The organism is Streptomyces sp. NPDC005566, assembly GCF_040605575.1.
Lineage (GTDB): Bacteria > Actinomycetota > Actinomycetes > Streptomycetales > Streptomycetaceae > Streptomyces.
The window spans coordinates 1-20,225 of record NZ_JBEXDB010000018.1; the positions used below are offsets into that span (position 1 = coordinate 1).

Below are 20,225 nucleotides of genomic sequence, written 5' to 3' on the forward strand. Positions count from 1 at the left end.
CGCCCGGTTACATTCCGAACCCGGAAGCTAAGCCTTTCAGCGCCGATGGTACTGCAGGGGGGACCCTGTGGGAGAGTAGGACGCCGCCGAACAATTATTCCGGGAAAGCCCCGTGCCCTTGTGGCACGGGGCTTTTCTGCGTTCTGAACCCGTTCACGACCCCTTTCGGGTTGTCAGGCCATGTCAGGCCGGGGTCACCAGGTGCGTGTCGTAGGCCAGGATGACCGCCTGGACGCGGTCTCTCGCTCCCGTTTTCGCGAGGATGCGCGTGACGTGCGTCTTCACGGTCGATTCTGCGAGGTGGAGCCGCTCGGCGATCTCCGTGTTGCTCCAGCCCTGCCCGATGACGGTGAGGATTTCTCTTTCCCGTCCGGTGAGCGAAGCGATCCGCGTGTCCTGGGTGGCGGAACCGCCGGGGGCGGACGGCAGATGCTGTACGTACGCGTCCAGGAGTCGGCGGGTCAGGCTCGGGGCGACCACCGCGTCACCGCCGGCCACGGCCCGGATGCCGGAGAGGAGTTCCTCCGGCAGGGCATCCTTCACCAGGAAGCCGCTGGCGCCTGCGCGCAGCCCGTCGTACGCGTACCGGTCCAGGTCGAACGTGGTGACGATCAGGACGCGGGTGGGGGCACCGGCCCTGACGATGCGCCGGGTGGCTTCGATGCCGTCCAGCAGGGGCATGCGGATGTCCATCAGCGCGACGTCCGGCTGATGCCGGGCGACCAGCTGGAGTGCCTCGTGGCCGTTGGCGGCTTCGCCGACGACCGTCATGTCGTCCTGGCTCTCCAACAGCATGCGGAAGCCGAAGCGTTGCATCGCCTGGTCGTCGGCGATGAGCACGGTGGTCACGAGGGGGAGTCCTCCAGAGGGAGTCGGAGCCGTACCTGCCAGCCGGTCGTGGTGGGCGGGCCCGCTTCGAGTGTGCCGTCGTAGAGGGAAGCGCGTTCCCGCATCCCGGTGATTCCCTGCGCGGTGCCGTCGGGTGGGACGGGTTCGTGTCGCGGGGTGCCGTTGTCGGTGATCAGGGCTTCGAGCTCCGTCGCCCGGTAGGTCAGGGTGACCTCCGCCGCGAGGCCCGGGTGCGGGCCGCCGTGTTTCAGCGTGTTGGTGAGGGCCTCCTGCACCACCCGGTAGACCGTCAGTTGCCTGCCTGCGGTGAGTGCTTCGGGCGGAGGCGTCCCGTGGCGGTGGAGACGTACCGGGAGGCCCGCTCGTCGTACACCCGCGAGCAGGGCGTCCATGTCGTCCAGGGTGGGTTGCGGGGTGCGGTCGGCCTCGGCGGGTCGGTCGCGCAGGACACCGAGCAGCCGGCGGAGTTCACCGAGGGCCTGACGGCTCGTCGTTCCGATGGCTTCCAGGGCCTGGGCGGCGTGTTCGGGGCTCTTGGCCGCGGCGTAGGAGCCGCCGTCCGCGAGGCCCGTGATGACGGACAGGTTGTGGCCGATGATGTCGTGCATCTCCCGGGCGATCCGGGTGCGTTCGGCGGCGGCCGCGAGGCGGGCCTGCTGGTCGCGTTCGAGTTCCAGGCGGTTGGCGCGGTCGACGAGGGCCTCGGTGTACTCCTTGCGCGTACGGCCCACGATGCCGAGCAGGGCCGCGAACGCGAACGCCAAGAGGTGCGGGAGGAAAAGCCGGTCCAAGCCGTCCGGGAAGTGGCCCGAGGCGATCACGAGCGGGGCGATCACGATCGCGCCGGACCATGCCAGGGCGCGCAGCTGCAGCCGCACCGCGATGTTGAAGACCACGATCTCCTGGAGGAACGCGGCTTGGATGACCGCCCCCGACCAGACGTTGATCAGCGAGAACGGGGCCATGAACACGAGCACGGCCAGGGGGTGGCTGCGGCGCCACAGCAGCGGGGCGGAGAACGCCACGCTCATCGTGAGGACCAGCGGCGCGGGCACGTCCGGGTCGACGGCTACGGTGCGCCAGCCGCCGGATGAGATGTCGAGGACGGCGAACAGCACCCAGAAGGCCGCTGTCAGCGCGTTCCAGACGACGGGCCGGCGCCGGTCGTACGCGCGGACGCGCTGGAGCAGGCGCTGGATGTGCCCGGTGAGCGGGGCGGGGCCGGCGAGCCGGTTCGTGTCGTCGTCGTCCGTCACGCGTACATCCTCGCCTCCGGGCCCGGCGGGCGTCATGCGTCGCGGCGTCGCAGGAGCAGGGCTGCCGCTCCGAGGACTGCCGCGCACCACAGCACGAGGGCGACCAGGGCTCCGCCGACGGGTGCGGCGCCGGGGAGCGGGGTCGCGGAGCCGAGTACGCCTGCGGCCTGGGTGGGGAAGTAGCGGACGGCGGCTTCCACCGCGTCGTACGGGAGCATGGTCAGGACCTCCGGAAGGACCATCACGCCTCCGATGAAGGCGCCGATCGCTCCCGGTACCGAGCGGATCAGGGCGCCGAGTGCGAGGGCGATCAGGCTCAGGAACGTGGTGCCGGCGGCGTTGCCCAGCACCGCGCCGAGCACGGCCGGTTCGGTGAGGGAGGCGGCCTGGTCGGTGTCGTGGAGGAAGAGCTGGGCGGCGGCGAAGGTGATGAGTGCGGTGCCGGCCATGACGGTGAAGACGGTGACGGTGAAGACCGCTGCCTTGGCCCACAGGACGGGGAGTCTCGTGGGTACGGCGGTGAGGGTGGCGCGGATCATGCCGGTCGAGTACTCGCCCGCGGTGACCAGGATGCCGAGCACGACGGTGCAGAGCGTGCCGAGTGTGGAGCCGAACAGGACCAGGATGACCGTGTCGACGTCCGAGTCGCCGCCGTCGGACGTGTAGGTGGCGCCCATGATGATGCCGACGGACAGGACGAGGGCGGCGGCGGAGCCCAGGGTGATCCAGCTGGAACGCAGGGTCCGGAGCTTGTGCGCTTCGGAGCGCAGGACCCGGGCCGGGGTGACGCGGTACGCCGGGGTGGGTGCGGGGGCGGTGGTCATGCGGGGACTCCGGTCGGTTCGGGGGCGGTGATCCGGTACTCGACCGACTCCTGGGTGAGGTCCATGAAGGCCTGCTCCAGGGAGGCGGTGCGCGGGGTGAGTTCGTACAGCGGGATGGCGTGGGCGGCGGCGAGGCGGCCGATGTGTGCCGCGTCCGTGCCGCGGACCTCCAGCTGTCCGGGTTCCGCGCCCGGGGCGTGGGTGATGTCGATGCCGGGTCCCCCGAGGAGTGCGCGCAGCGCCGGGGCCTGTGGGGTGACGACCGTGACCGAGGCGCCGCCCGCCGTGGCCACGAAGTCGGCGACGGTGGTGTCCGCGAGGAGCCGGCCGCGTCCGATGACGACCAGGTGGTCGGCGGTGAGGGCCGTCTCGCTCATCAGGTGCGAGGAGACGAACACCGTACGGCCCTGTTGGGCCAGGGACTTGAGCAGGTTGCGGATCCAGAGGACGCCTTCCGGGTCGAGGCCGTTGACGGGCTCGTCCAGGATGAGGGTGGCCGGGTCGCCGAGGAGCGCGGCGGCGATGCCGAGCCGTTGGCCCATGCCCAGTGAGAAGCCCTTGACGCGTGTGTGGGCGACCGCGGTCAGGCCGGCCAGGTCGAGGACGTGTTCGACGCGGCTGCGCGGGATGCCGTGGGTGTGGGCGAGCGCCATCAGGTGGTTGAAGGCGGTCCTGCCGGGGTGGACGGAACGGGCCTCCAGCAGGGCGCCGACCTCGGTGAGGGGTGCGCTGTGGGTGGCGTACGCGCGACCGCCGACCGTTGAACGGCCGCGGGTGGGGGCGTCCAGGCCGAGGAGCATGCGCATGGTCGTGGACTTCCCGGCGCCGTTGGGGCCGAGGAAGCCGGTGACGGTACCGGGCCGGACCGTGAAGTCGAGGTCCTGGACGACGGTGGTGTCGCCGTAGCGTTTGCTGAGTTCGTATGCCCTGATCATGCGGCCGACGCTACGGAGCGGGCCGCCGGTGGTCGTCCGACCGGGGGCGGGACGCCGGTGCTGCCGTAGTACCGGGGTACGACGCGGGGGCGCCGCTACTTCTGCGGTCCGGCCTGTCCTTCGATGACGGGTGTGAGTCCGTCGAGGAGGGCCTTGAGGCCGAGCTCGAAGAGTGTGTCCAGGCGCAGGTCGTAGCCGTCCTCGAAAGCCCCGACCACCTTGGCGAAGGTCGGGAAGCGGCCGGAGTCCACCAGGTTCTTGAGGGTGGAGGCGCGGCTGTCCATCCACTGGTCCTCCGACTGGCCCGTGGTGGCTGCGGCGTTCGCCTCCCGCTCGAGGTGCACCGCAAGGCCCTGGACGTGGCTGTAGAGCAGTACGTGGATGTCGAACAGCTGGGTGGGCGCGAGGCCGTGACCGTCCAGGGCACTCAGCGACCATTCGCCGTGGACCATCAGATTGGGCACCAGCAGGGGGCGGGTGAGGGAGTCGAGCTGGGCCAGCCACGGGTGCTTGCGGTGCAGGGTCCACAGGGTTCGCGCGCCGAGCTCCGCGCGGGCGCGCCAGCCCTGCGGAACGTCGGCGGGGTAGAACGTCTCGCCGAACGCGGCGTCGGCCATGAGCAGGACCAGGTCGTCCTTGCTGGGCACGTACCGGTAGGGCGTCATGGCGGCGACTCCGAGCCGGGCCGCGATGCCGCGCATGGAGAGCGCCGAGAGCCCTTCGGTGTCGGCGATGTCGACGGCGGTGCGGACGATGCGCTCGAGGGTCAGCTCCTGATCGTCGGACGGGGCGGAGAAGGCCGTGGAGGAGGACGGGGCAGGGGTCTGACGCTTGCGGGGCGGTGCGAGGGGGGCGGCCGCGGCAACGACCGTGCCGGTCCTGGGCCGGGCCTCGACCAGTCCCTCCAGGCGCAGGGTGGTCAGGGCCTTGGTGGCGGTGGCGAGCGCGACGCCCCAGTCCTTGGCGATCTGACGGGTCGAGGGGACCCGGTCCCCGGGGGCCAGTTCGCCGTCCCGGATGCGCCGCCGGATCTCGGCAGCGATGCGCAGGTACGGCGGCTCCCCCCGCACGGCTGTGGGCTTCGTCACGCTCCTGCACCTACCTCTCCTGTACTAGTGCAGAGGGTAGCAGCGGGAATGTGGATCCCATGGCAACTGCCCTAGTACAGGGGAGTTCTAGGCCCGGTTGAGGCGATCGCGCGTACGTCGTACGTTCAGTCGCGTACACCGTACGAAAGGAGCTTCTGATGCACACTGTTCTGATCTCCGGCGGCGGCATCGCCGGGCCGGCACTCGCCCACTGGCTGCGCGGCCACGGCTTCGGGGTCACCGTCGTCGAACGCGGGACGGGCCCCCGCGCCGGCGGGCAGGCCGTGGATGTGCGGGGTGTCGCACTCGATGTCGTCGAGCGGATGGGCCTGCTGGAGCGGGCGAGGCAGGTCCGTACCCGCATGCGCGGGATGTCGGTCCTCGACCCGGAGGGTCAGGAGATCCACCGGTCCACGGAGGCGACCTTCAGCAGCGGGCGCCTCGACAGCGAAGACATCGAGGTGCTGCGCGACGATTTGGTGGACCTCGTGCACGAGCACACGCAGGAAGGTGTCGAGTACCTCTTCGGCAACAGCATCACCGCGCTCGACGAGGACGGGGCGGGTGTCGAGGTCGGCTTCGCGCACGGGCCGTCCCGCCGTTTCGACCTCGTGGTCGGGGCCGACGGGCTGCACTCGGCGGTACGGCGTCTGGCCTTCGGGCCGGAGGAACGCTTCGCGCACCATCTGGGCAGCTATCTGTCGGTGTTCCGCGCGGACAACTTCCTCGACCTGGACAACTGGCAGATGTGGCTGAACGACGGCGACGTGGGCTTCGGCATCATGCCCGTACGCGACAACTCCGAGCTCAGGGTCGCCTTCGGCTTCGAGTCCGGCCCGCTCGCCCACGACACCGGTGCACTTCGGCGCATCGTGGTGGACAGGCTCGCGTCCTTGCGTTGGGAGGGTCCGCGCCTGGCCGAGGCCGCGCAGGCGGCGCCCGACTTCTACTGCGACGCCATGGCGCAGATCCGTATGGACCACTGGTCGCGCGGCCGGGTGGCCCTGCTCGGCGATGCAGGCTACTGCCCTTCCCCGCTCTCCGGGCAGGGAACCAGCCTGGCTCTCGTGGGCGCCCATGTGCTGGCCGACTCCCTGGCCCGGGCGCAGGGCGACCACACCGCCGCGTACGCCCGCTACGAGGAGCGGATGCGCCCCTTCGTCACCCTCAACCAGGACCTGGCCACCGAGAACCCCGGCGGTCCGGCCTCCGAGGAGTCCGTCACGCGCGCCAAGAACGCCTTCGCGCTGGACAGCTGAGAAGGCGGTGGAATCCCGTTTGCCTGGACACGTGCGGCGGGGCACCATCGCCGGATGGAACACGTCATACGAGCGGTGAGGGCTGAGGAATGGCCCCTGGCCAGGGAGATCCGGCTGGACGCCCTGCAGGATCCCGTCGCGTCGGTCGCGTTCGCGGAGACGTACGAGCACGCGACCGCCATGCCCGACGCGTTCTGGCAGCAGCGGACGACGGATGCCGCCGACGGTGCGCAGGTCCGGCAGTTCATCGCCGAGGCACCTGACGGCCGGTGGGTGGGTACCGCATCGGTGCTCGTGGAGCGGCCCGCGCAGGAGGTGCGCTTCGGGGAGGCTGCCGAGGTCGACCAGGCACATGTGGTCGGGGTGTTCGTGCGGCCCGAGGCGAGGGGGAGCGGTGTGGTCGACGCGCTGTTCGGGGCGGCTGTCGACTGGGCCTGGTCGCTGTCCGCGCCCCGTGTCCAGCGGGTGCGGCTGTACGTCCACGAGCACAACCCCCGGGCCGCGGCGTTCTACCGGAGGTTCGGCTTCGTGCCGTCGGGGCGCACCGTGCCCGCGCCGCACGATCCGGCCGCGCGCGAACTGGAGTACGTGATCGAGCGGGCCTAGCGGCTGTGTGACCTGGGGGATTTCGGTGGGCTCAGCGGATGCCGGTGCCGGGGGGCTGCAGTTGCTGTGTCCAGCGGGCCCGGCCCTGTTCCTGCGAGCGGAGCAGGACCAGGGTCGGCATCCCGTGGTCCTCACCGGTCGACAGCAGCTCCGGGAGCTGGGGAAGCGGAGCCACGGCTGCGACGTCGTCGAGGACGAGGGTCATTGGTGGGTCGAGCCGACCGTCGGTTGACCGTGCGGCCATGCGGCGGCCGTGCTCGACCACGTGTGAGGCGAGTGCGGTGAGCAGGGGCATCGCACCGGGACGGTGGCGGGGATCCTCGATGGGTTCGCCGACCACAAAGAGCGTTCCCCCCTCACGCGCAAAAGATTCCAGTGCGAGCGAATCGGATCGGTTGGGTGTGCAGGCTTCGCGGATGTGGACCGAGGAGAGGGCCGCGAAGGCCCGTACGGTCAGTTCCTGTGCGCTCTCGCGGCGTTCGGGGTATGCCGTGAGCGCCGACTCCAGCAGTCCGGCGAGTCCGGAGGCGGCCTTGGGGTGGGTACGGAGCAGGCGCACCGGTTCGTGGGCGCTGCCGCCGGACGCCCAGCGGTGGACCTGGCGGAAGGGGCGGCCGTCCACGGCCGCGGCGTGCAGCCAGCACTGCAGAAGCGTTTCGGCGGTGTCGGCCATGGAGCTGTCGGCCCTGGCCGACGGGCGCACCGGGGCGAGCAGGGCGGCGGCCCGGGCGGCCGCGGTGGCGGGGTCCTCGCAGCCGGCGGTTGGCGCCCAGTGGAGGCGGGCCGGGGTGTCGCAGAGATGGCCCGGGTCGTAGACGAGGACCGGACCGAGCTTGCTGCGGGCGTCCTTCGTCTCGGCCCAGACCGTGGGGTCGGACGTGACGACGAGCGCCGGGCCGCCGGCCTCCCGGATGGCCTGGACGACGGTGGGGCGGCGGGTGGCGGCGGTGCCGTAGACGAGGAGAGGGGTGCGGGGAGAGGGGACGGACGCGGGAGCGGGCTCGCGCTCGTACTCGCGGACGGGGGCGGGGACCGCTTCGACGAACGCGGGGGCCGGCGCAGCGGGACGTACCGGCTCGGGCTCGGGTTCCGCACGGCGAACGGCCTCGCGCTCGGGCTCGTACGTTCCGGCCCCCGCGGCCCTCTGCTTCCGCACCATCCGCCAGCGGGCCACCACGCCCACCACGAACACCGTCAGGACCACCAGCACCATCAGCTCGCCGATGAACAGGCCCCAGAACAGGCCGTACCCGGAGAGCTCGCCCGCCGGGGTGTCGGGCCAGGCCGCCGGAAGGTTCTGCGGGTCGGTGACCAGCGCGCGCAGGGCCAACGGCGTCCGCATGAAGGTGACGGCCGTCGGCCAGGCGCCGTGCGCGAACAGTCCGGCCAGCCCCGTGGCCGTCCAGGCCAGCACCGTCAGCCCGAACATGAAGGCCAGGAGGCCGATCAGCAGACCGTCCGGGATGCCGCCCTGTCCCTCGCCGCCGCGCTCCGTACGGGATGGTGCCTGGCGTGCCATGTCATGCCACCGTTGACTCGGACGACTCGTTCAGCCGGTGCTGGTGCTCGATCCGCGCCGCCCGCTGCTCCGCCTCCAGCTCTGCGGCCCGGATGTCCTCCGGGAGCATGTCGGACGTCGAACCCTCTGTCATCGCACGGTCGGTGAACACCAGGGGGCGTTCCGCTTCGGTGATCAGGTGCTTGACGACCTGCACGTTGCCGTTGACGTCCCAGACCGCGATGCCAGGGGTCAGCGTCGGGATGATCTCGACCGCCCACCTGGGCAGGCCGATCACCTTGCCCGTCGCTCTGGCCTCGTCGGCCTTCTGGGCGTAGATCGTCCGCGTCGACGCCATCTTCAGGATGGCCGCCGCCTCCTTCGCAGCGGCCCCGTCGACGACATCGCTGAGGTGGTGGACCACCGCCACGAAGGACAGCCCGAGCCGTCGCCCGAACTTCAGCAGTCGCTGGAAGAGCTGCGCCACGAAAGGAGAGTTGATGATGTGCCAGGCCTCTTCGACCAGGAAGATGCGCTTCTTCCGGTCGGGGCGGATCCAGGTGTGCTCCAGCCAGACGCCGACGATCGCCATCAGGATCGGCATCGCGATGGAGTTGCGGTCGATGTGCGAGAGGTCGAAGACGATCAGCGGTGCGTCGAGGTCGATACCGATCGTCGTCGGGCCGTCGAACATGCCGCGCAGGTCACCGTCGACCAGCCGGTCCAGGACGAGGGCGACGTCCAGGCCCCAGGCCCGTACATCGTCTATGTCGACGTTCATCGCCTCGGCCGACTCGGGCTCCGGGTGGCGCAGTTGTTCCACGATGTCCATCAGGACCGGCTGGCGGTCGGTGATGGTGTCGTTCACGTACGCGTGCGCGACCTTGAGCGCGAAGCCGGAACGCTCGTCGAGGCCGTGGCCCATGGCGACTTCGATGATCGTGCGGAGCAGGGCGAGCTGGCCGGTCGTGGTGATCGACGGGTCGAGCGGGTTGAGCCGGATGCCGTCGTTCAGCGCGGCGGTCGGGTCCAGCCGGATGGGGGTTATACCCAGCTCCTGGGCGATGAGGTTCCACTCGCCGACACCGTCCTCGCCCTGGGCGTCCAGGACGACGACCTGGCGGTCGCGGAAGCGGAGCTGGCGCAGGACGTACGTCTTCTCCAGCGCGGACTTGCCGTTGCCGGACTCGCCGAGCACCAGCCAGTGCGGGGCGGGAAGCTGCTGTCCGTACAACTGGAAGGGGTCGTAGATGTAGCCCTTGCCGGAGTACACCTCACGCCCGATGATCACGCCGGAGTCGCCGAGGCCGGGCGCGGCGGTCGGCAGGTAGACGGCCTGGGCCTGGCCCGTCGACGTACGGACCGGCAGCCGGGTCGTCTCCACCTTCCCGAACAGGAAAGCGGTGAAGGCATCCGACAACGCGGACAGCGGGTCTCGCATGGCGTGACTGCCCTGCCTCTCGGTTGGTGGTCAGCGGCGGATGCCGGTGGCGAACGGCAGGGTGTTCACGAAGGCGCGATGGTGCTCACGGTCGCACCACTCCAGCTTCAGGTACGACTTGCCGGCCGAGGCCCGGATCGTCCGCTTGTCGCGGGCGAGGGCTTCGGGCGACCGGGACGACACGGTGATGTACCCCACCAGGTTCACCCCGGCCGCACCGCTCGCCAGATCTTCACCCCGCTGGTCGAGCCGGCCGTGCGCGGCGATGTCGCGCGGGTCCACGGTGCGGTTCATCTTGGCCTGGCGGCTCGCCTCGGCCTCGTCGTTCGTCTTCTCCGTCAGCATCCGCTCGATGGCGACCTCCGTGGGCTCGAGGTCCATGCAGACCGCGACCGTACGGATGACGTCGGGCGTGTGGACGAGGAGAGGGGCCAGGAAGTTGACGCCGACGGGCGTCATGGGCCATTCCTTCACCCAGGCCGTGGCATGGCACCAGGGGGCGCGGGTCGTCGACTCACGGGTCTTCGCCTGCAGGAACGTGGGTTCGACCGCGTCCAGTTCGGCCGGCCAGGCGTTGCGCTTCGTCATGGCCTGGATGTGGTCCATGGGGTGGTCCGGGTCGTACATCGAGTGCACGAGCGAGGCCAGCCGGCTCTGGCCGAGCGGCTGGCGGACCCGGATGTCCGCCTCGGCGAGACGTGCGCAGATGTCCGTGAGCTCGCGTGCCATGACGACGGCGAGCCCGGCGTCACGGTCGAGCTTGCGGCGGCCCTGGGGGCGGACCGCACGGGCCATGGCGTTTGCCTCGGCGGCCAGATCGCGGCTGTAGTGCATGCAGGCGACGAGATAAGCGCGGTGCTGCTCGCTGGAGGTGGAGACCATCGACTGGAGCTGGTCGTAGGACTCCTGGAGCCAGCCCGGCGCGGCCTTGTCGCCGCGCTGGGCGACGTCCTTCGCGTGGGCGTCGGGGTCGGCGGGGAGCGTTCGGGCCAGCATCTGGATGCGGGTCACGAAGCCGTCGCCGTTGGCCACATGCTTGAGCAGGGTGCCGAACCTGTCGACCAGGGCCTCCTGGTCCTCGCTGTCGCGCAGACCGACACCGGGGCCCTCGATCTCGATCGCGGCGGTGACGGTCCGGCGGTCGGCGTGCAGGAGCACGGCGATCTCGTCCGGTCCGAACGGCGCGGCGAGCCAGCTGATCCGGCCGATGCCGGGCGGCGGGCCGATCTCCACCTCACGCCCGTCGGCGCTGACACCCGCCTCCATGGCGGTGGAACGGTAGGCCGTACCGCGGCGCAGGGTGCGCTTGAAACTGCGGTTGATTTCGAACCACTTGTAGAAGGTGCGGCCCTTGTAGGGGACGTACACGACGGCCAGGGCCAGCATGGGGAAGCCCATGAGGGCCACGATCCGCAGGGAGAGGACCGGGACGAGGAGCCCGCTCATCATGCCGAGGAACGCACCGACGATGATCAGCGCGATCTCGCCCGTCTCACGGTTCTTGCCGACGATCGCGTTCGGCCTGGCGCGGCCGATGAGATACGTACGGCGGGGCGCGATCGTGTGGGACTGGGTCGTCAACGCCCGCCACCTCCTGTGCTCGTGCTACCTGTGCTGCCTGAACCGCCGCCTCGCGAGGAGCGGCTGCCGTGGGGGGTTCCGAAGGTGGGCCCGGACCCGCTGCGGGGCGGAGGTGCGGCGGAGGGGACAGATCCGCCGCCGACCCCGCTCCCCGAACCGCGGGAGCTGTGCGCGGCCACGCCGCCGCTGGCGGGGTTGGCGGGGCGGGCACCGCCGCCTCCACCGCCTCCCTCGCCGCCGCGTCCGCTGTGGGTCTTGATGCCCTGGGAGACGAGCGCGGCCGGGGAGCTGATCAGCGCGGCGGCCTGGGAGCCGTCGGTGGCCTGCTTGCGGTTGGTACGGGCGCCCTGGATCTCGTCGCCGAAACCGGGGACGAAGCGGTAGATCATCGCGGACGCGAAGATGGCCAGCAGGATGATGGCGAGCCCGGACACGACCGCGGACATGGCGTTCGGCCCGTCGTCCTCGGAGAGCGCACCGGCCAGGCCGAGCACGATCACGATGACCGGCTTGACCATGATCACGGCGATCATGATGCCTGCCCAGCGGCGGACGTGGCCCCACATGTTCTTGTCGACGAGCCCGGCGTAGACGACGACGCCGAGCAGGGCGCCGACGTAGAGCAGGGCAGCCCGGATGACGAGCTCCAGCCACAGGATTCCGGCGGCGAGGATCGACACGAGCGACACGACGATCAGCATGATCGGGCCGCCGCCGATGTCGGTGCCCTTCTTGAGGGCCTCGGCGAACGAACCGAAGAAGACGTCGGTCTGGCCGCCGGTGGCCGTCGCGATGCCTTCGGTCACGCCGTCGGTCGCGGAGACGACGGTGTAGAGGATGAGCGGCGTGAACGCGGAAGCCAGGACGGTCAGCCAGAGGAAGCCGATGGCCTCGGAGATCGCGGTGGTCAGCGGAACGCCGCGGATCGCGCGCTTGGCCACGGCGAGGAGCCACAGGACGAGCGTGAGGATGGTGGAGGCCGCGAAGACGACGGCGTACTGCTGGAGGAACCGCTGGTTCGTGAAGTCGACGGTGGCGGTGCCCTCCACGGCCTCACTGAGCTTGCCGACGGTCCAGGACGCGGCGTCGGCGCAGCCGCGGGCCAGGGAGGAGAGGGGGTCGAGGGCGTCGTCGGTGACGGTGGGGGAGCGGCGCCCGCGGGCTGAGTCGCCGTCCACGCAATACTCCTTGGCAGGGCCAATGAGTAGGTCGCAGGGACTGTTGCTTTCGCTCGGGGAGGGAGTTGGAGATGGCGCGGCTGCAGCTCGGGTTGCAAGGAGCACAGAAGTTGCTTGCAGTGCCGCCATTACGGACAGGAACGACCGCAGGCGAAGCGGACGGCTAGCGGGCATAGGTGAAGCCTCCGAACTCCTCAACGGCCTTGCTGATCTCGTCCGAGGTGGAAGCAGCGACATCACCGGGGACCGGGGCAGGGCCGTCCTTCTGCGTGTCACTTGCAATCTTCCAGTCACCATTAGCCCAGGTCAGCTCAGCGGTCCAGGTCTTCCACGAGGTACTCACAGGGTCTGTAGACCCTTGCCCGGACATGCCGATCAGGCCCGTGTACCAGACGTCGACCGTGGCGGTGTCTCCGCGATAGCTGACCACCTTGGTGCCTACGGGGATTGTCCGCGAGACAAATGTGCTGCCCTGTGGCGCCTTGCCCTCAGGATCCAGGCCGAGCTTGGACAGAAAATCAGCTGAATACGCTGCGTCCTGAGGGACTGTGAGTTCAGCGGCAGTCTTGGAGGTGTAGATCGCATTGACGATCTCGTGGCGGCTGTCCTTGTTGAACATTCCCGCAGACCCCAGCGCCACCGCGTAGTTCGCCGCCGCGCTCTGCGCCCCCTGCTCGTCCTGTGCGAAGCCTGACGGGATCGTGCCGTTCTTGCCCTGTACCGGCTTCGTGCCCGTCGCGGCCGTGGGTCCGGTGCCGGCGGCGGGCGGTTCCTTCCCGCTGCCGCCGGAAGCATCGCCCCCGTTCCCGCTCTGGTTCGCGAACGCGATAGCGGCGATGAGGAGAACGACCACGCCCACGATCATGACCAGGGATCGGGAGTTCCTGGCGGGCCGGCGTCCGTAGCCGTCGCCTTCGTCGCCGCCGGGAAGCCGCGTACGGGTCTGGCGCGTGCCGCCGAGCGTGCTGTACATATCTTCCGTACGGCCGCCCGGTTCGTCACCGTATCCGCGTTCGTCGCCCTGGCTCATGCCGCGTACGCCCCCTCAGCCGTGTGCAGTTCCGCGTAGTACGACGGTAGCTGTGCTGGTTGCCGCGTGGGCGCGGTGTGGTGACTCGACATCAGGGGACGCAACCTCTGCCGGTGGGCACGACGGACGGGTGGTGTGGGTGGGCGGGACAGCCCGGGGCAGGGAGGCCGGCAAGCAGGTCAGACAGCCATCCCGTACACAATCGTGAATAGGGTGCCGAGGGAGCCGATGATGAAGACTCCGGTCAGGCCCGCCACGATCAGGCCCTTGCCCTGTTCCGCGCTGAAGGTGTCACGCAGGGCCGTCGCGCCGATGCGCTGCTTCGCCGCACCCCAGATCGCGATGCCGAGGCAGAGCAGGATGGCTACCGCCATCACCACCTCGATCATGATGCGCGCCTCGTTGCCCAGGGTCCCGAACGGCCCCCAGTTCGGGGCGATTCCGCCGATGATGGTGGTGATGTCGCCCTTCTCAGCTGCCAGGATCATGTAAGTCACCGCCCCTGATGGGTAGTTCGCCGCCCGTGCCGTACGACACGGGTCGCCCTCTATCTTCGCTGATGAAACCGGCTCAGCACGACGCCTTCCCGCTCTCTTTACCCGGATCTCGCACGTTTGACCGGGGCGGCCGCCCTGACCTGCGGCTCGTGCGGGAATGTGAGCGCATATGCACGGTTACTCTGTGTATCACGCGGTGTGACCGCTAGCAACGACGGTGGCCATGGGTTCCGGATGCGGTTGCGGCGTTCGCCGGTTGCGGAGTGTTCGTATGCGCTGTTCGAGAGCCGTGAGTGCGCCGGTGGCTTTCTGTCGACGCGTCATCAGGTGACGTACGGGGAAGGGCTCGAGGTTCCCGCAGGTTCAGAGGACCGTCCGGGCCGGGGGCGTGGCGAGGGGCGGGGTCGTCCAGTGCTTCGGCGGCCTGAAATCACACCAGGAACCGTCGAACGGGAAGGCTCCCGCTTCGGCGAGCCCGGCCATCCTCTCGCCCTCGGTGCGGATCGCTGCCGCCTCGTCGGCCGACCAGTAGGCGGGGTGCCCCGTCTTCTCGGCGAACGACCGCTCGTCCTTCCATTGCCAGGTGCGGTCCGGCGCCACGTTGATGTCGAGTTCGTGGTCCGCGACGTCGATGTCCTCGCCGTGGTGGACCCGTTGCTCGAGGTTCACGTACCAGCCGCGGAACTTCTGGCTCCGCCCGAAGAACCAGAACACCGCGTGGCCCGCCCCGGCCGGCTGGTGGATGAGGGCGCTGCCCATGGGCCACCGGCCGGCCTTCGCCGGATAGCCCTCGGTGGGACGGTCGTGCGGCGGGATGTCCCTGAGGTGGGCGCCGCCGGGCAGCTCCGTACGCCACATCGGGGTTCCGGTCTCCAGCCACACCAACTGCCCCTCGTCCGTGCGTTCGACGAGGCGTACGGGGACGGAGGAGCTCAGGTGGCCGCCGATGAAGAGGTTCCAGCGGAGGATCTGCCCGCTCATGCGGCGAGCAGGGCCAGCTCGTCGGCTGTCAGCTGCAGCGCGCCGGCGGCCACGTTCTCGGTCAGGTGGTCGGGGTTGCCGGTGCCGGGGATGGCCAGCACGTGAGGTCCCTGGTGCAGGGTCCACGCCAGGCGCACCTGGGTCGGCGTCGCCCCGTGGGTGCGTGCGACGGTGAGCACCGCCTCGCTGTCGGCGGTGGTGGCCCCCGCCTCGCGCCCGGCACCGGCGATCGCGTAGAACGGCACGAACGCGATGCCCTGCTCGCCGCAGTGGCGCAGAAGAGCGTGGTGCTCGGGCGGGGAGCCGATGCCGTACATGTTCTGGACGCAGACCACGGGCGCGATGGCTTGTGCCTCGGCGAGCTGTTCCGGCGAGGTGTTGGACATGCCCAGGTGGCGGATCAGCCCGGCCTCACGCAGTTCGGCCAGTGCGCCGAAGTGCTCGGCGACGGACGAGGACGTGTGGGTGCGGGCGATGCGCAGGTTGACCACGTCGAGGTGGTCGCGTCCGAGCTGGCGCAGGTTCTCCTCCACCTGCCCGCGCAGTTGGTCCGGGTCGGCCCATGTCCATTCGCCGGAGGGGTCGCGGCCCGGTCCGACCTTGGTGGTGATGACCAGGTCGTCGGCGTACGGGGCGAGCGCGCTGTTGATGAGCTCGTTGGCGGACCGCAGGGGCGAGAAGTAGAAGGCGGCGGTGTCGATGTGGTTCACGCCGAGCTCGACCGCACGGCGCAGGACACGTATGGCGCGGCCCCGGTCGCTGGAGTCGCCGCGTGCGAAGGCCGGCCCGTTCTGCGGGAGGCGCATGGTGCCGAAGCCGATCCGGTTGACCAGCAGGTCACCGAGCTTCCAGGTGCCTGCTGCCGACGCGTCGATCGTCTCTGAGGATGAGGTCATCATCGGATTCTTTCACCGGTCCGCCCCTGGTGCGGCGGTAGTAGGACACAGTGATCATCCCGAGCAGCGGTCCCCAGAGGACCAGCGGCTGGTAGATGACCCCCACCAGATGGTGGCCGAGGCGCGTCATGTCGTCGTGCGGGAACGTCCACCACAGGGGCATCGTCGCCCAGATCGCCGTCAGCGCCGCCGCACCGACGGCAGCCGGCACGACAGCGGCCATGGGGCGGACCCTGCGCCCGCCGAGGACGGGTATCCACCGGGGGAACACCTCGCCCCAGGGCCGTACGAGGCCGAGCGTGAGGAGGGCCGCCAGCTCGGTGACCACGCTCAGCGCCAGCATCCACACCTTCGCGCCGGGCGTCTCGAACGCTGCGAAACCGGCGTGGGTGTACCCAGCTGGGTGCCCGAGCACGAGGGCGATCCGCCACAGGGCGGTCGGCAGCACGATCAGGGCGATCAGGTGCGCGGACCGGACTGCCCAGCGGGGTGCGGGTGCGGAGGGCTCTTGGGTTCGCATACGTCTCATCCTGGAGCCGGCCGCGTGGGGCGTCGTCAGCCTCTGTTCCGGGACTGCCCGGCCCCGGGGAGGATCCGGCGGCCGGACCTCTCCGCCGTGCGGCGGAGAGACCTCGGCCGTGGGGTGCGGGAGGTGAGCTCGCGTGCGGTGGTCGACTTTCCTGCGCCGAAGGTGCCGTTCAGCCAGATGATCACGAGGTCTCCTGGGCGAAGTGGTCGAACTCGCCTGCCCGGACGCCCCGCGTGAACGCGTCCCATTTGGTGCGGGTGGTGGTGACGACCGTTCCGGGAGCGCTGGTCTCGCGGAGGAGGACGAGGTCCCCGGCCCCGAACGCGATCTCGATCCAGGGCCCGGGGCCCTCGGCGTCCTCGGGTGCGGCACGGGTCCAGACGAGGCCGGCGGGGGCCTCAGCCATGGGACGGGGTCTCTTTGACGGTACGGATGAGGGCGGCCCACGCGGTGGGGGTGGCCTGGAGTATCGCGCCGCTGGGGTCGCTGCTCTCGGTCAGGTGAACCGAGCCCTGGTGGGTGGCGACGTGCACACAGGAGTTTCCTTGGGCGCAGTATGAGGACTTGCGCCAGACGAGAGCGGGCATCGTGGACCCCTTCACAGGTTCTGGGCGATGTTGTGGATGAAGTCTCGGGATGTCTCAGGGGCGAGCGCAATCGCTTCCATGCGGCTGAGGAGAACGCGGTACTTCTCCAACTGGGCCTCGGCATCGAGGAACACGGGGCCGTGCGACTGGTCCAGATTGACCGTGTCGAGGTTCGGTACCGCACCTTGCAGGTAGTAGATCGACTGGCCCGACCCGGCGAAGGCCCCGGCCGAGAACGGGATCACCTTGAGTGTGACGTGATCGCGCTCGCTCATCTCCAGCAGGTGCCGCAGCTGCTGTTTGGTCACCTCCGTTCCGCCGAACTGCATCCGGAGAGCGGCCTCGTGGATGACGAACTGTTGGGCGGCAGGGGAGTCCCGGAACAGGACGGCCTGTCGTTTGATCCGGAACGAGACGCGGTGCTCGATGGCGGGTGGAGACAGCTCCGGAACGTCCTGGCGAAAGATCGCGCGGGCATGCTCCGTGGTCTGGAGGAGTCCGGGGATGTGGACGGTGACCGCAGTGCGAAGGTGGCGGGCGTGGTGCTCGACCTCGGCCAGATCGAGGAGCGGCGTCGGCAGGAGATCCCGGTACTCCTCCCACCAGCCCTTCGTGCGGTCGGCGGTCATCCCGCACAGAGCCGTCACGAGGTCCTGATCCGCGCAGTCGTAGTGGCAGGCCAGAGTGCGCACCCGTTCGGGGCTGACGCCGACGCGTCCGGCCTCCATGTTGCTGATCTGGTTCTGCTTCACGCCCAGGAGCTGTCCGGCGTGGGTGGCCGTCAGACCCGCGCGCTCGCGCAACTTGCGCAGCTCGCTGCCGAAGCGGAGTTGACGACCCGTCGGGTTGGTCCTCACGTTCGCCCCCTTGAGCGGCTGGTCACCCACACGGGTGCGAGTTCACGGATTTCTTGAGATTCGGTTAACACGTTAGCTGGAGGTCGCTACTTTGGACCTCGGGTCCCCGCCCGGAAGAACCCCGCTCGACGGAGCGACCTGGTCACTGGGCAATCGCGACAGCACACCGCACCCAACGTCCCTCCGTGAACGGAGACTTCCATGGCCACCGCCACCGTAACGCCGCCCTGGGCGTACACCCTCCAACTCCCGCAGGATCCCCGCGCACCGGGCGTCGCCCGCGCCACCCTCCGTACGGTCCTGCGCGTGCACGGCCTGGCCCAACTCACCGACACCGCTGAGCTGCTGGCCGGCGAGCTGGTCACGAACGCGTACCTGTACTCCAAAGGCGCGTTCTCGCTCAGGCTGCGCGGTGCGGGGCGGCAGCGCATCAGGCTCAGCGTATGGGACACCAACCCGCACATTCCGGCTCCGTTCAGCCGGCCTACGGAGACTCCCCCGGTCCTGGCCGAGCGCGGGCGCGGTCTGCACCTCATCACCCACTGGGCGGAGAGCTGGGGCGCGCACCCGATGGGCAGCGGGCTGCCGGGGCAGGGTGGAAAGCTGCTGTGGGTCGAATGCGCGGTGTGAGGCGGACCAAGGGTCGTCCCGCCCCACCCCGCACGGGCCTGCTCAGCCCACGTACCGGGCCTCGAACGCCCGGAAGGACCGCTCCTGGCGGGCCTCCAGTCGCGCCTTCGGACTGTCCGCGAGCAGTCGTGCGCAGCGCGCCGACTCCAGGACCCGGCACTCCTCGACCAGCCGGAAGCCCCTGCGTACGGGGTCGGGTCGCCACAGGCTGCGGCCCGGCAGGAAGGCGTACTCCAGAGACGCCCGGGCCAGGTCCTTCAGTTCGGGATAGCCGAGCCCGTAGGTGCGGGCCGCGCGGCGGTACTCGTGGCTGATGTCGGTGCGTGACACACCAGGATCGTCCGTGGCCAGCACCACCGGAACTCCGTACGCCCGGTACACCGGGAACGGGTGCTCCCTGCCCTCCACCTGGAGGATCTGCGCGTTGCTGGTGAGCGGCACTTCCACGGCGATCTGCCGACGGGCCATGTCGCGGGCCAGGCGACGCCAGTCGTCCTCATGCACGAGGTCGACTCCGTGCCCGATCCGCTCGGCCTGCCCCGTGCGTACGGCGTCATTGATGTGGAAGGTCAGGTCTTCGGGCTTCACCAGGCCGGGCACCAGTTCGCCGGCGTGCAGGGTGATGTGGGCGCGCGGGTAGACCGTGTGCAGGTAGTCCAGCATGCGCATGTGGAGGCGGTAGTCGCGCAGCGAGATCTTGGCGTCCTCCGGCTGCACCAGGTTCACCGCGAGGAAGCGCCGGTCGCGCTCGGCCAGGCGCAGTCCCAGGGCGATCTGGGTGAAGACGTACTCCGGAGCGTTGTTGCGCAGCACCTGGAAGATTCTGCGCACCGTGACCCGGCAGCCCGGACCGGGGCGGCTGCTCCCGCAGCGCGCGGTCTCCCGGAACTCGGCGTCGGCCGCGTCGGACTCCTGCTCGGCAGCGGTGACCAGTTGGTCGAGCTGCCCTCCGGCGAGCAGTTTGCGGTGCAGGGCGGCGAGGTCCGGATCCCACCCGACCTCGGTCGCGAGCTCTCGGGTGGCGGCCCCGACGGGGGTGACCATGGTCTCCAGGTACGTCTGGTTCTGTACGGCGGCGGTGCCCGCCACATCGGCCAGCAGCTTTCCCGTGTGGCTGGTCGCGGCGCCGAACTTGCCGAACGTGGCGAAGAAGTGGTCGTGCCCCGATTCGCCCTGCGGGAAGTCCTGCATGGACCAGGCCCGGATGACGGCCTGCCGGAACCCGGCATCCGTGAGCGCGTCGGCGGCCGGCCGGGTGCCGGGGCCGCACGGTGGGGCGACGGCGGTCAGGGTGGCGTCGATGCAGAGGCCGTCGTCGGCGGCGAGCTGGACGAGGTACTCGGTCCGCACCGCACCGGAGAGGTGATTGTGCAGGTCACCTCCCTTGGGCAGGTCCCGGAAGAACCGGGCGGCCGCCCCCTCGCCCTCCCCGTGCGCCTCCAGCCATGCGGCGGTGCGGGTCTCGGCGGCGGTCGTGGGCCGGGGCGGTACGGGAGCGGCGGTGGCGGCAGCCCGGGCCGGCGGTCCGGCGGGCAGCGACGAGACGAGGGCCGCTGCGGCGAGCCCTGCGGTCATCAGCAAGCGGCGGACGCGCGATGAATTGCGCTGGATTGAGATCACCTTGTGCATGGTCACGAAGTCCGCGGTGCGCCAACCCGTACCGGGTACACAGCGCTCGATAAACCATCCGTCCGAGGGACCTG

General features: G+C 70.1%; 21 protein-coding genes and 1 rRNA gene. 4 read left to right on the forward strand and 18 right to left on the reverse strand.

Translation table 11 applies throughout. The features are described from left to right. A 5S ribosomal RNA gene (gene rrf / locus ABZS61_RS26175) occupies positions 1 to 92 on the forward strand; the annotation flags it as partial. Positions 93 to 183: 91 nt separating this feature from the next. Here the strand turns inward: rrf and ABZS61_RS26180 are convergent. The 5 genes from ABZS61_RS26180 to ABZS61_RS26200 form a co-directional block, all read right to left on the reverse strand. Next, positions 184 to 849 carry a response regulator transcription factor gene (locus tag ABZS61_RS26180; protein ID WP_356426036.1) on the reverse strand — a complete coding sequence of 222 codons (666 nt, stop codon included), beginning with the start codon at positions 847 to 849 and terminating at the stop codon, positions 184 to 186. Continuing rightward, positions 846 to 2,105: a histidine kinase gene (locus ABZS61_RS26185; RefSeq protein ID WP_356426039.1), complete on the reverse strand. Its 1,260-nt coding sequence runs from the start codon at positions 2,103 to 2,105 to the stop codon at positions 846 to 848. The genes ABZS61_RS26180 and ABZS61_RS26185 overlap by 4 nt, the downstream gene beginning before the upstream one ends. A 32-nt stretch (positions 2,106 to 2,137) precedes the next feature. Further along, positions 2,138 to 2,929 (reverse strand): ABC transporter permease, encoded by a 792-nt coding sequence (locus tag ABZS61_RS26190; RefSeq protein ID WP_356426042.1) that lies wholly within the window; start codon positions 2,927 to 2,929, stop codon positions 2,138 to 2,140. After that, positions 2,926 to 3,864, reverse strand: coding sequence for an ATP-binding cassette domain-containing protein (locus ABZS61_RS26195; protein WP_356426046.1), 939 nt, complete (start codon positions 3,862 to 3,864; stop codon positions 2,926 to 2,928). The genes ABZS61_RS26190 and ABZS61_RS26195 overlap by 4 nt, the downstream gene beginning before the upstream one ends. A 95-nt stretch (positions 3,865 to 3,959) precedes the next feature. Further along, complete coding sequence (locus tag ABZS61_RS26200; protein ID WP_356426049.1) at positions 3,960 to 4,952, reverse strand: GntR family transcriptional regulator; 993 nt, start codon at positions 4,950 to 4,952, stop codon at positions 3,960 to 3,962. 158 nt (positions 4,953 to 5,110) lie between these two features. Between ABZS61_RS26200 and ABZS61_RS26205 the strand changes: the two genes are divergently transcribed. Both ABZS61_RS26205 and ABZS61_RS26210 read left to right on the forward strand, forming a co-directional pair. Continuing rightward, positions 5,111 to 6,211 carry an FAD-dependent monooxygenase gene (locus ABZS61_RS26205; protein WP_356426052.1) on the forward strand — a complete coding sequence of 367 codons (1,101 nt, stop codon included), beginning with the start codon at positions 5,111 to 5,113 and terminating at the stop codon, positions 6,209 to 6,211. 54 nt (positions 6,212 to 6,265) lie between these two features. Continuing rightward, positions 6,266 to 6,817 carry a GNAT family N-acetyltransferase gene (locus tag ABZS61_RS26210; protein ID WP_356426055.1) on the forward strand — a complete coding sequence of 184 codons (552 nt, stop codon included), beginning with the start codon at positions 6,266 to 6,268 and terminating at the stop codon, positions 6,815 to 6,817. Positions 6,818 to 6,848: 31 nt separating this feature from the next. Here ABZS61_RS26210 and ABZS61_RS26215 read toward each other — a convergent pair whose 3' ends face one another. The 12 genes from ABZS61_RS26215 to ABZS61_RS26270 all read right to left on the reverse strand — a co-directional run bounded on the left by ABZS61_RS26215 (position 6,849) and on the right by ABZS61_RS26270 (position 17,892). Continuing rightward, positions 6,849 to 8,336 carry a type IV secretory system conjugative DNA transfer family protein gene (locus tag ABZS61_RS26215; RefSeq protein ID WP_356426058.1) on the reverse strand — a complete coding sequence of 496 codons (1,488 nt, stop codon included), beginning with the start codon at positions 8,334 to 8,336 and terminating at the stop codon, positions 6,849 to 6,851. A 1-nt stretch (position 8,337) separates the two neighbouring features. Further along, positions 8,338 to 9,756, reverse strand: a complete 1,419-nt coding sequence (locus ABZS61_RS26220) for an ATP-binding protein (RefSeq protein ID WP_356426061.1) — start codon at positions 9,754 to 9,756, stop codon at positions 8,338 to 8,340. 30 nt (positions 9,757 to 9,786) lie between these two features. Then, entirely contained in the window at positions 9,787 to 11,337 is a 1,551-nt protein-coding gene (locus ABZS61_RS26225; protein ID WP_356426064.1) for an SCO6880 family protein, read from the reverse strand. Continuing rightward, on the reverse strand, positions 11,334 to 12,689 hold the full coding sequence (locus tag ABZS61_RS26230; RefSeq protein WP_356426067.1) for a hypothetical protein: 1,356 nt from the start codon (positions 12,687 to 12,689) through the stop codon (positions 11,334 to 11,336). The genes ABZS61_RS26225 and ABZS61_RS26230 overlap by 4 nt, the downstream gene beginning before the upstream one ends. Beyond that, a complete protein-coding gene (locus tag ABZS61_RS26235) occupies positions 12,679 to 13,545 on the reverse strand; it encodes a hypothetical protein (RefSeq protein WP_356426070.1) in 867 nt (288 codons plus the stop codon). Before ABZS61_RS26235 ends, ABZS61_RS26230 begins: the two co-directional genes overlap by 11 nt. A 179-nt stretch (positions 13,546 to 13,724) precedes the next feature. Next, a complete protein-coding gene (locus ABZS61_RS26240) occupies positions 13,725 to 14,033 on the reverse strand; it encodes a hypothetical protein (RefSeq protein ID WP_014047394.1) in 309 nt (102 codons plus the stop codon). 372 nt (positions 14,034 to 14,405) lie between these two features. Next, positions 14,406 to 15,023 (reverse strand): DUF402 domain-containing protein, encoded by a 618-nt coding sequence (locus tag ABZS61_RS26245; protein ID WP_356426073.1) that lies wholly within the window; start codon positions 15,021 to 15,023, stop codon positions 14,406 to 14,408. Further along, positions 15,020 to 15,919 carry an aldo/keto reductase gene (locus tag ABZS61_RS26250; RefSeq protein WP_356426076.1) on the reverse strand — a complete coding sequence of 300 codons (900 nt, stop codon included), beginning with the start codon at positions 15,917 to 15,919 and terminating at the stop codon, positions 15,020 to 15,022. The genes ABZS61_RS26245 and ABZS61_RS26250 overlap by 4 nt, the downstream gene beginning before the upstream one ends. Beyond that, positions 15,861 to 16,448, reverse strand: a complete 588-nt coding sequence (locus ABZS61_RS26255; RefSeq protein ID WP_356426079.1) for a hypothetical protein — start codon at positions 16,446 to 16,448, stop codon at positions 15,861 to 15,863. The genes ABZS61_RS26250 and ABZS61_RS26255 overlap by 59 nt, the downstream gene beginning before the upstream one ends. Positions 16,449 to 16,629: 181 nt before the next feature. Beyond that, positions 16,630 to 16,854 carry a DUF397 domain-containing protein gene (locus ABZS61_RS26260; RefSeq protein WP_356426082.1) on the reverse strand — a complete coding sequence of 75 codons (225 nt, stop codon included), beginning with the start codon at positions 16,852 to 16,854 and terminating at the stop codon, positions 16,630 to 16,632. Next, the gene (locus tag ABZS61_RS26265; protein WP_356426084.1) at positions 16,847 to 17,035 is read right to left on the reverse strand and encodes a DUF397 domain-containing protein; all 189 of its coding nucleotides are present in this window, start codon (positions 17,033 to 17,035) and stop codon (positions 16,847 to 16,849) included. Before ABZS61_RS26265 ends, ABZS61_RS26260 begins: the two co-directional genes overlap by 8 nt. 11 nt (positions 17,036 to 17,046) lie before the next feature. Next, the gene (locus ABZS61_RS26270; RefSeq protein WP_356426087.1) at positions 17,047 to 17,892 is read right to left on the reverse strand and encodes a helix-turn-helix transcriptional regulator; all 846 of its coding nucleotides are present in this window, start codon (positions 17,890 to 17,892) and stop codon (positions 17,047 to 17,049) included. 201 nt (positions 17,893 to 18,093) lie between these two features. Here ABZS61_RS26270 and ABZS61_RS26275 point away from each other — a divergent pair, with 201 nt between their 5' ends. Then, entirely contained in the window at positions 18,094 to 18,522 is a 429-nt protein-coding gene (locus ABZS61_RS26275) for an ATP-binding protein (RefSeq protein WP_356426090.1), read from the forward strand. Between the two features lie 42 nt (positions 18,523 to 18,564). Here ABZS61_RS26275 and ABZS61_RS26280 read toward each other — a convergent pair whose 3' ends face one another. After that, positions 18,565 to 20,151 carry an adenosine deaminase gene (locus ABZS61_RS26280; RefSeq protein WP_356426555.1) on the reverse strand — a complete coding sequence of 529 codons (1,587 nt, stop codon included), beginning with the start codon at positions 20,149 to 20,151 and terminating at the stop codon, positions 18,565 to 18,567. Between the last annotated feature and the right edge of the window lie 74 nt (positions 20,152 to 20,225).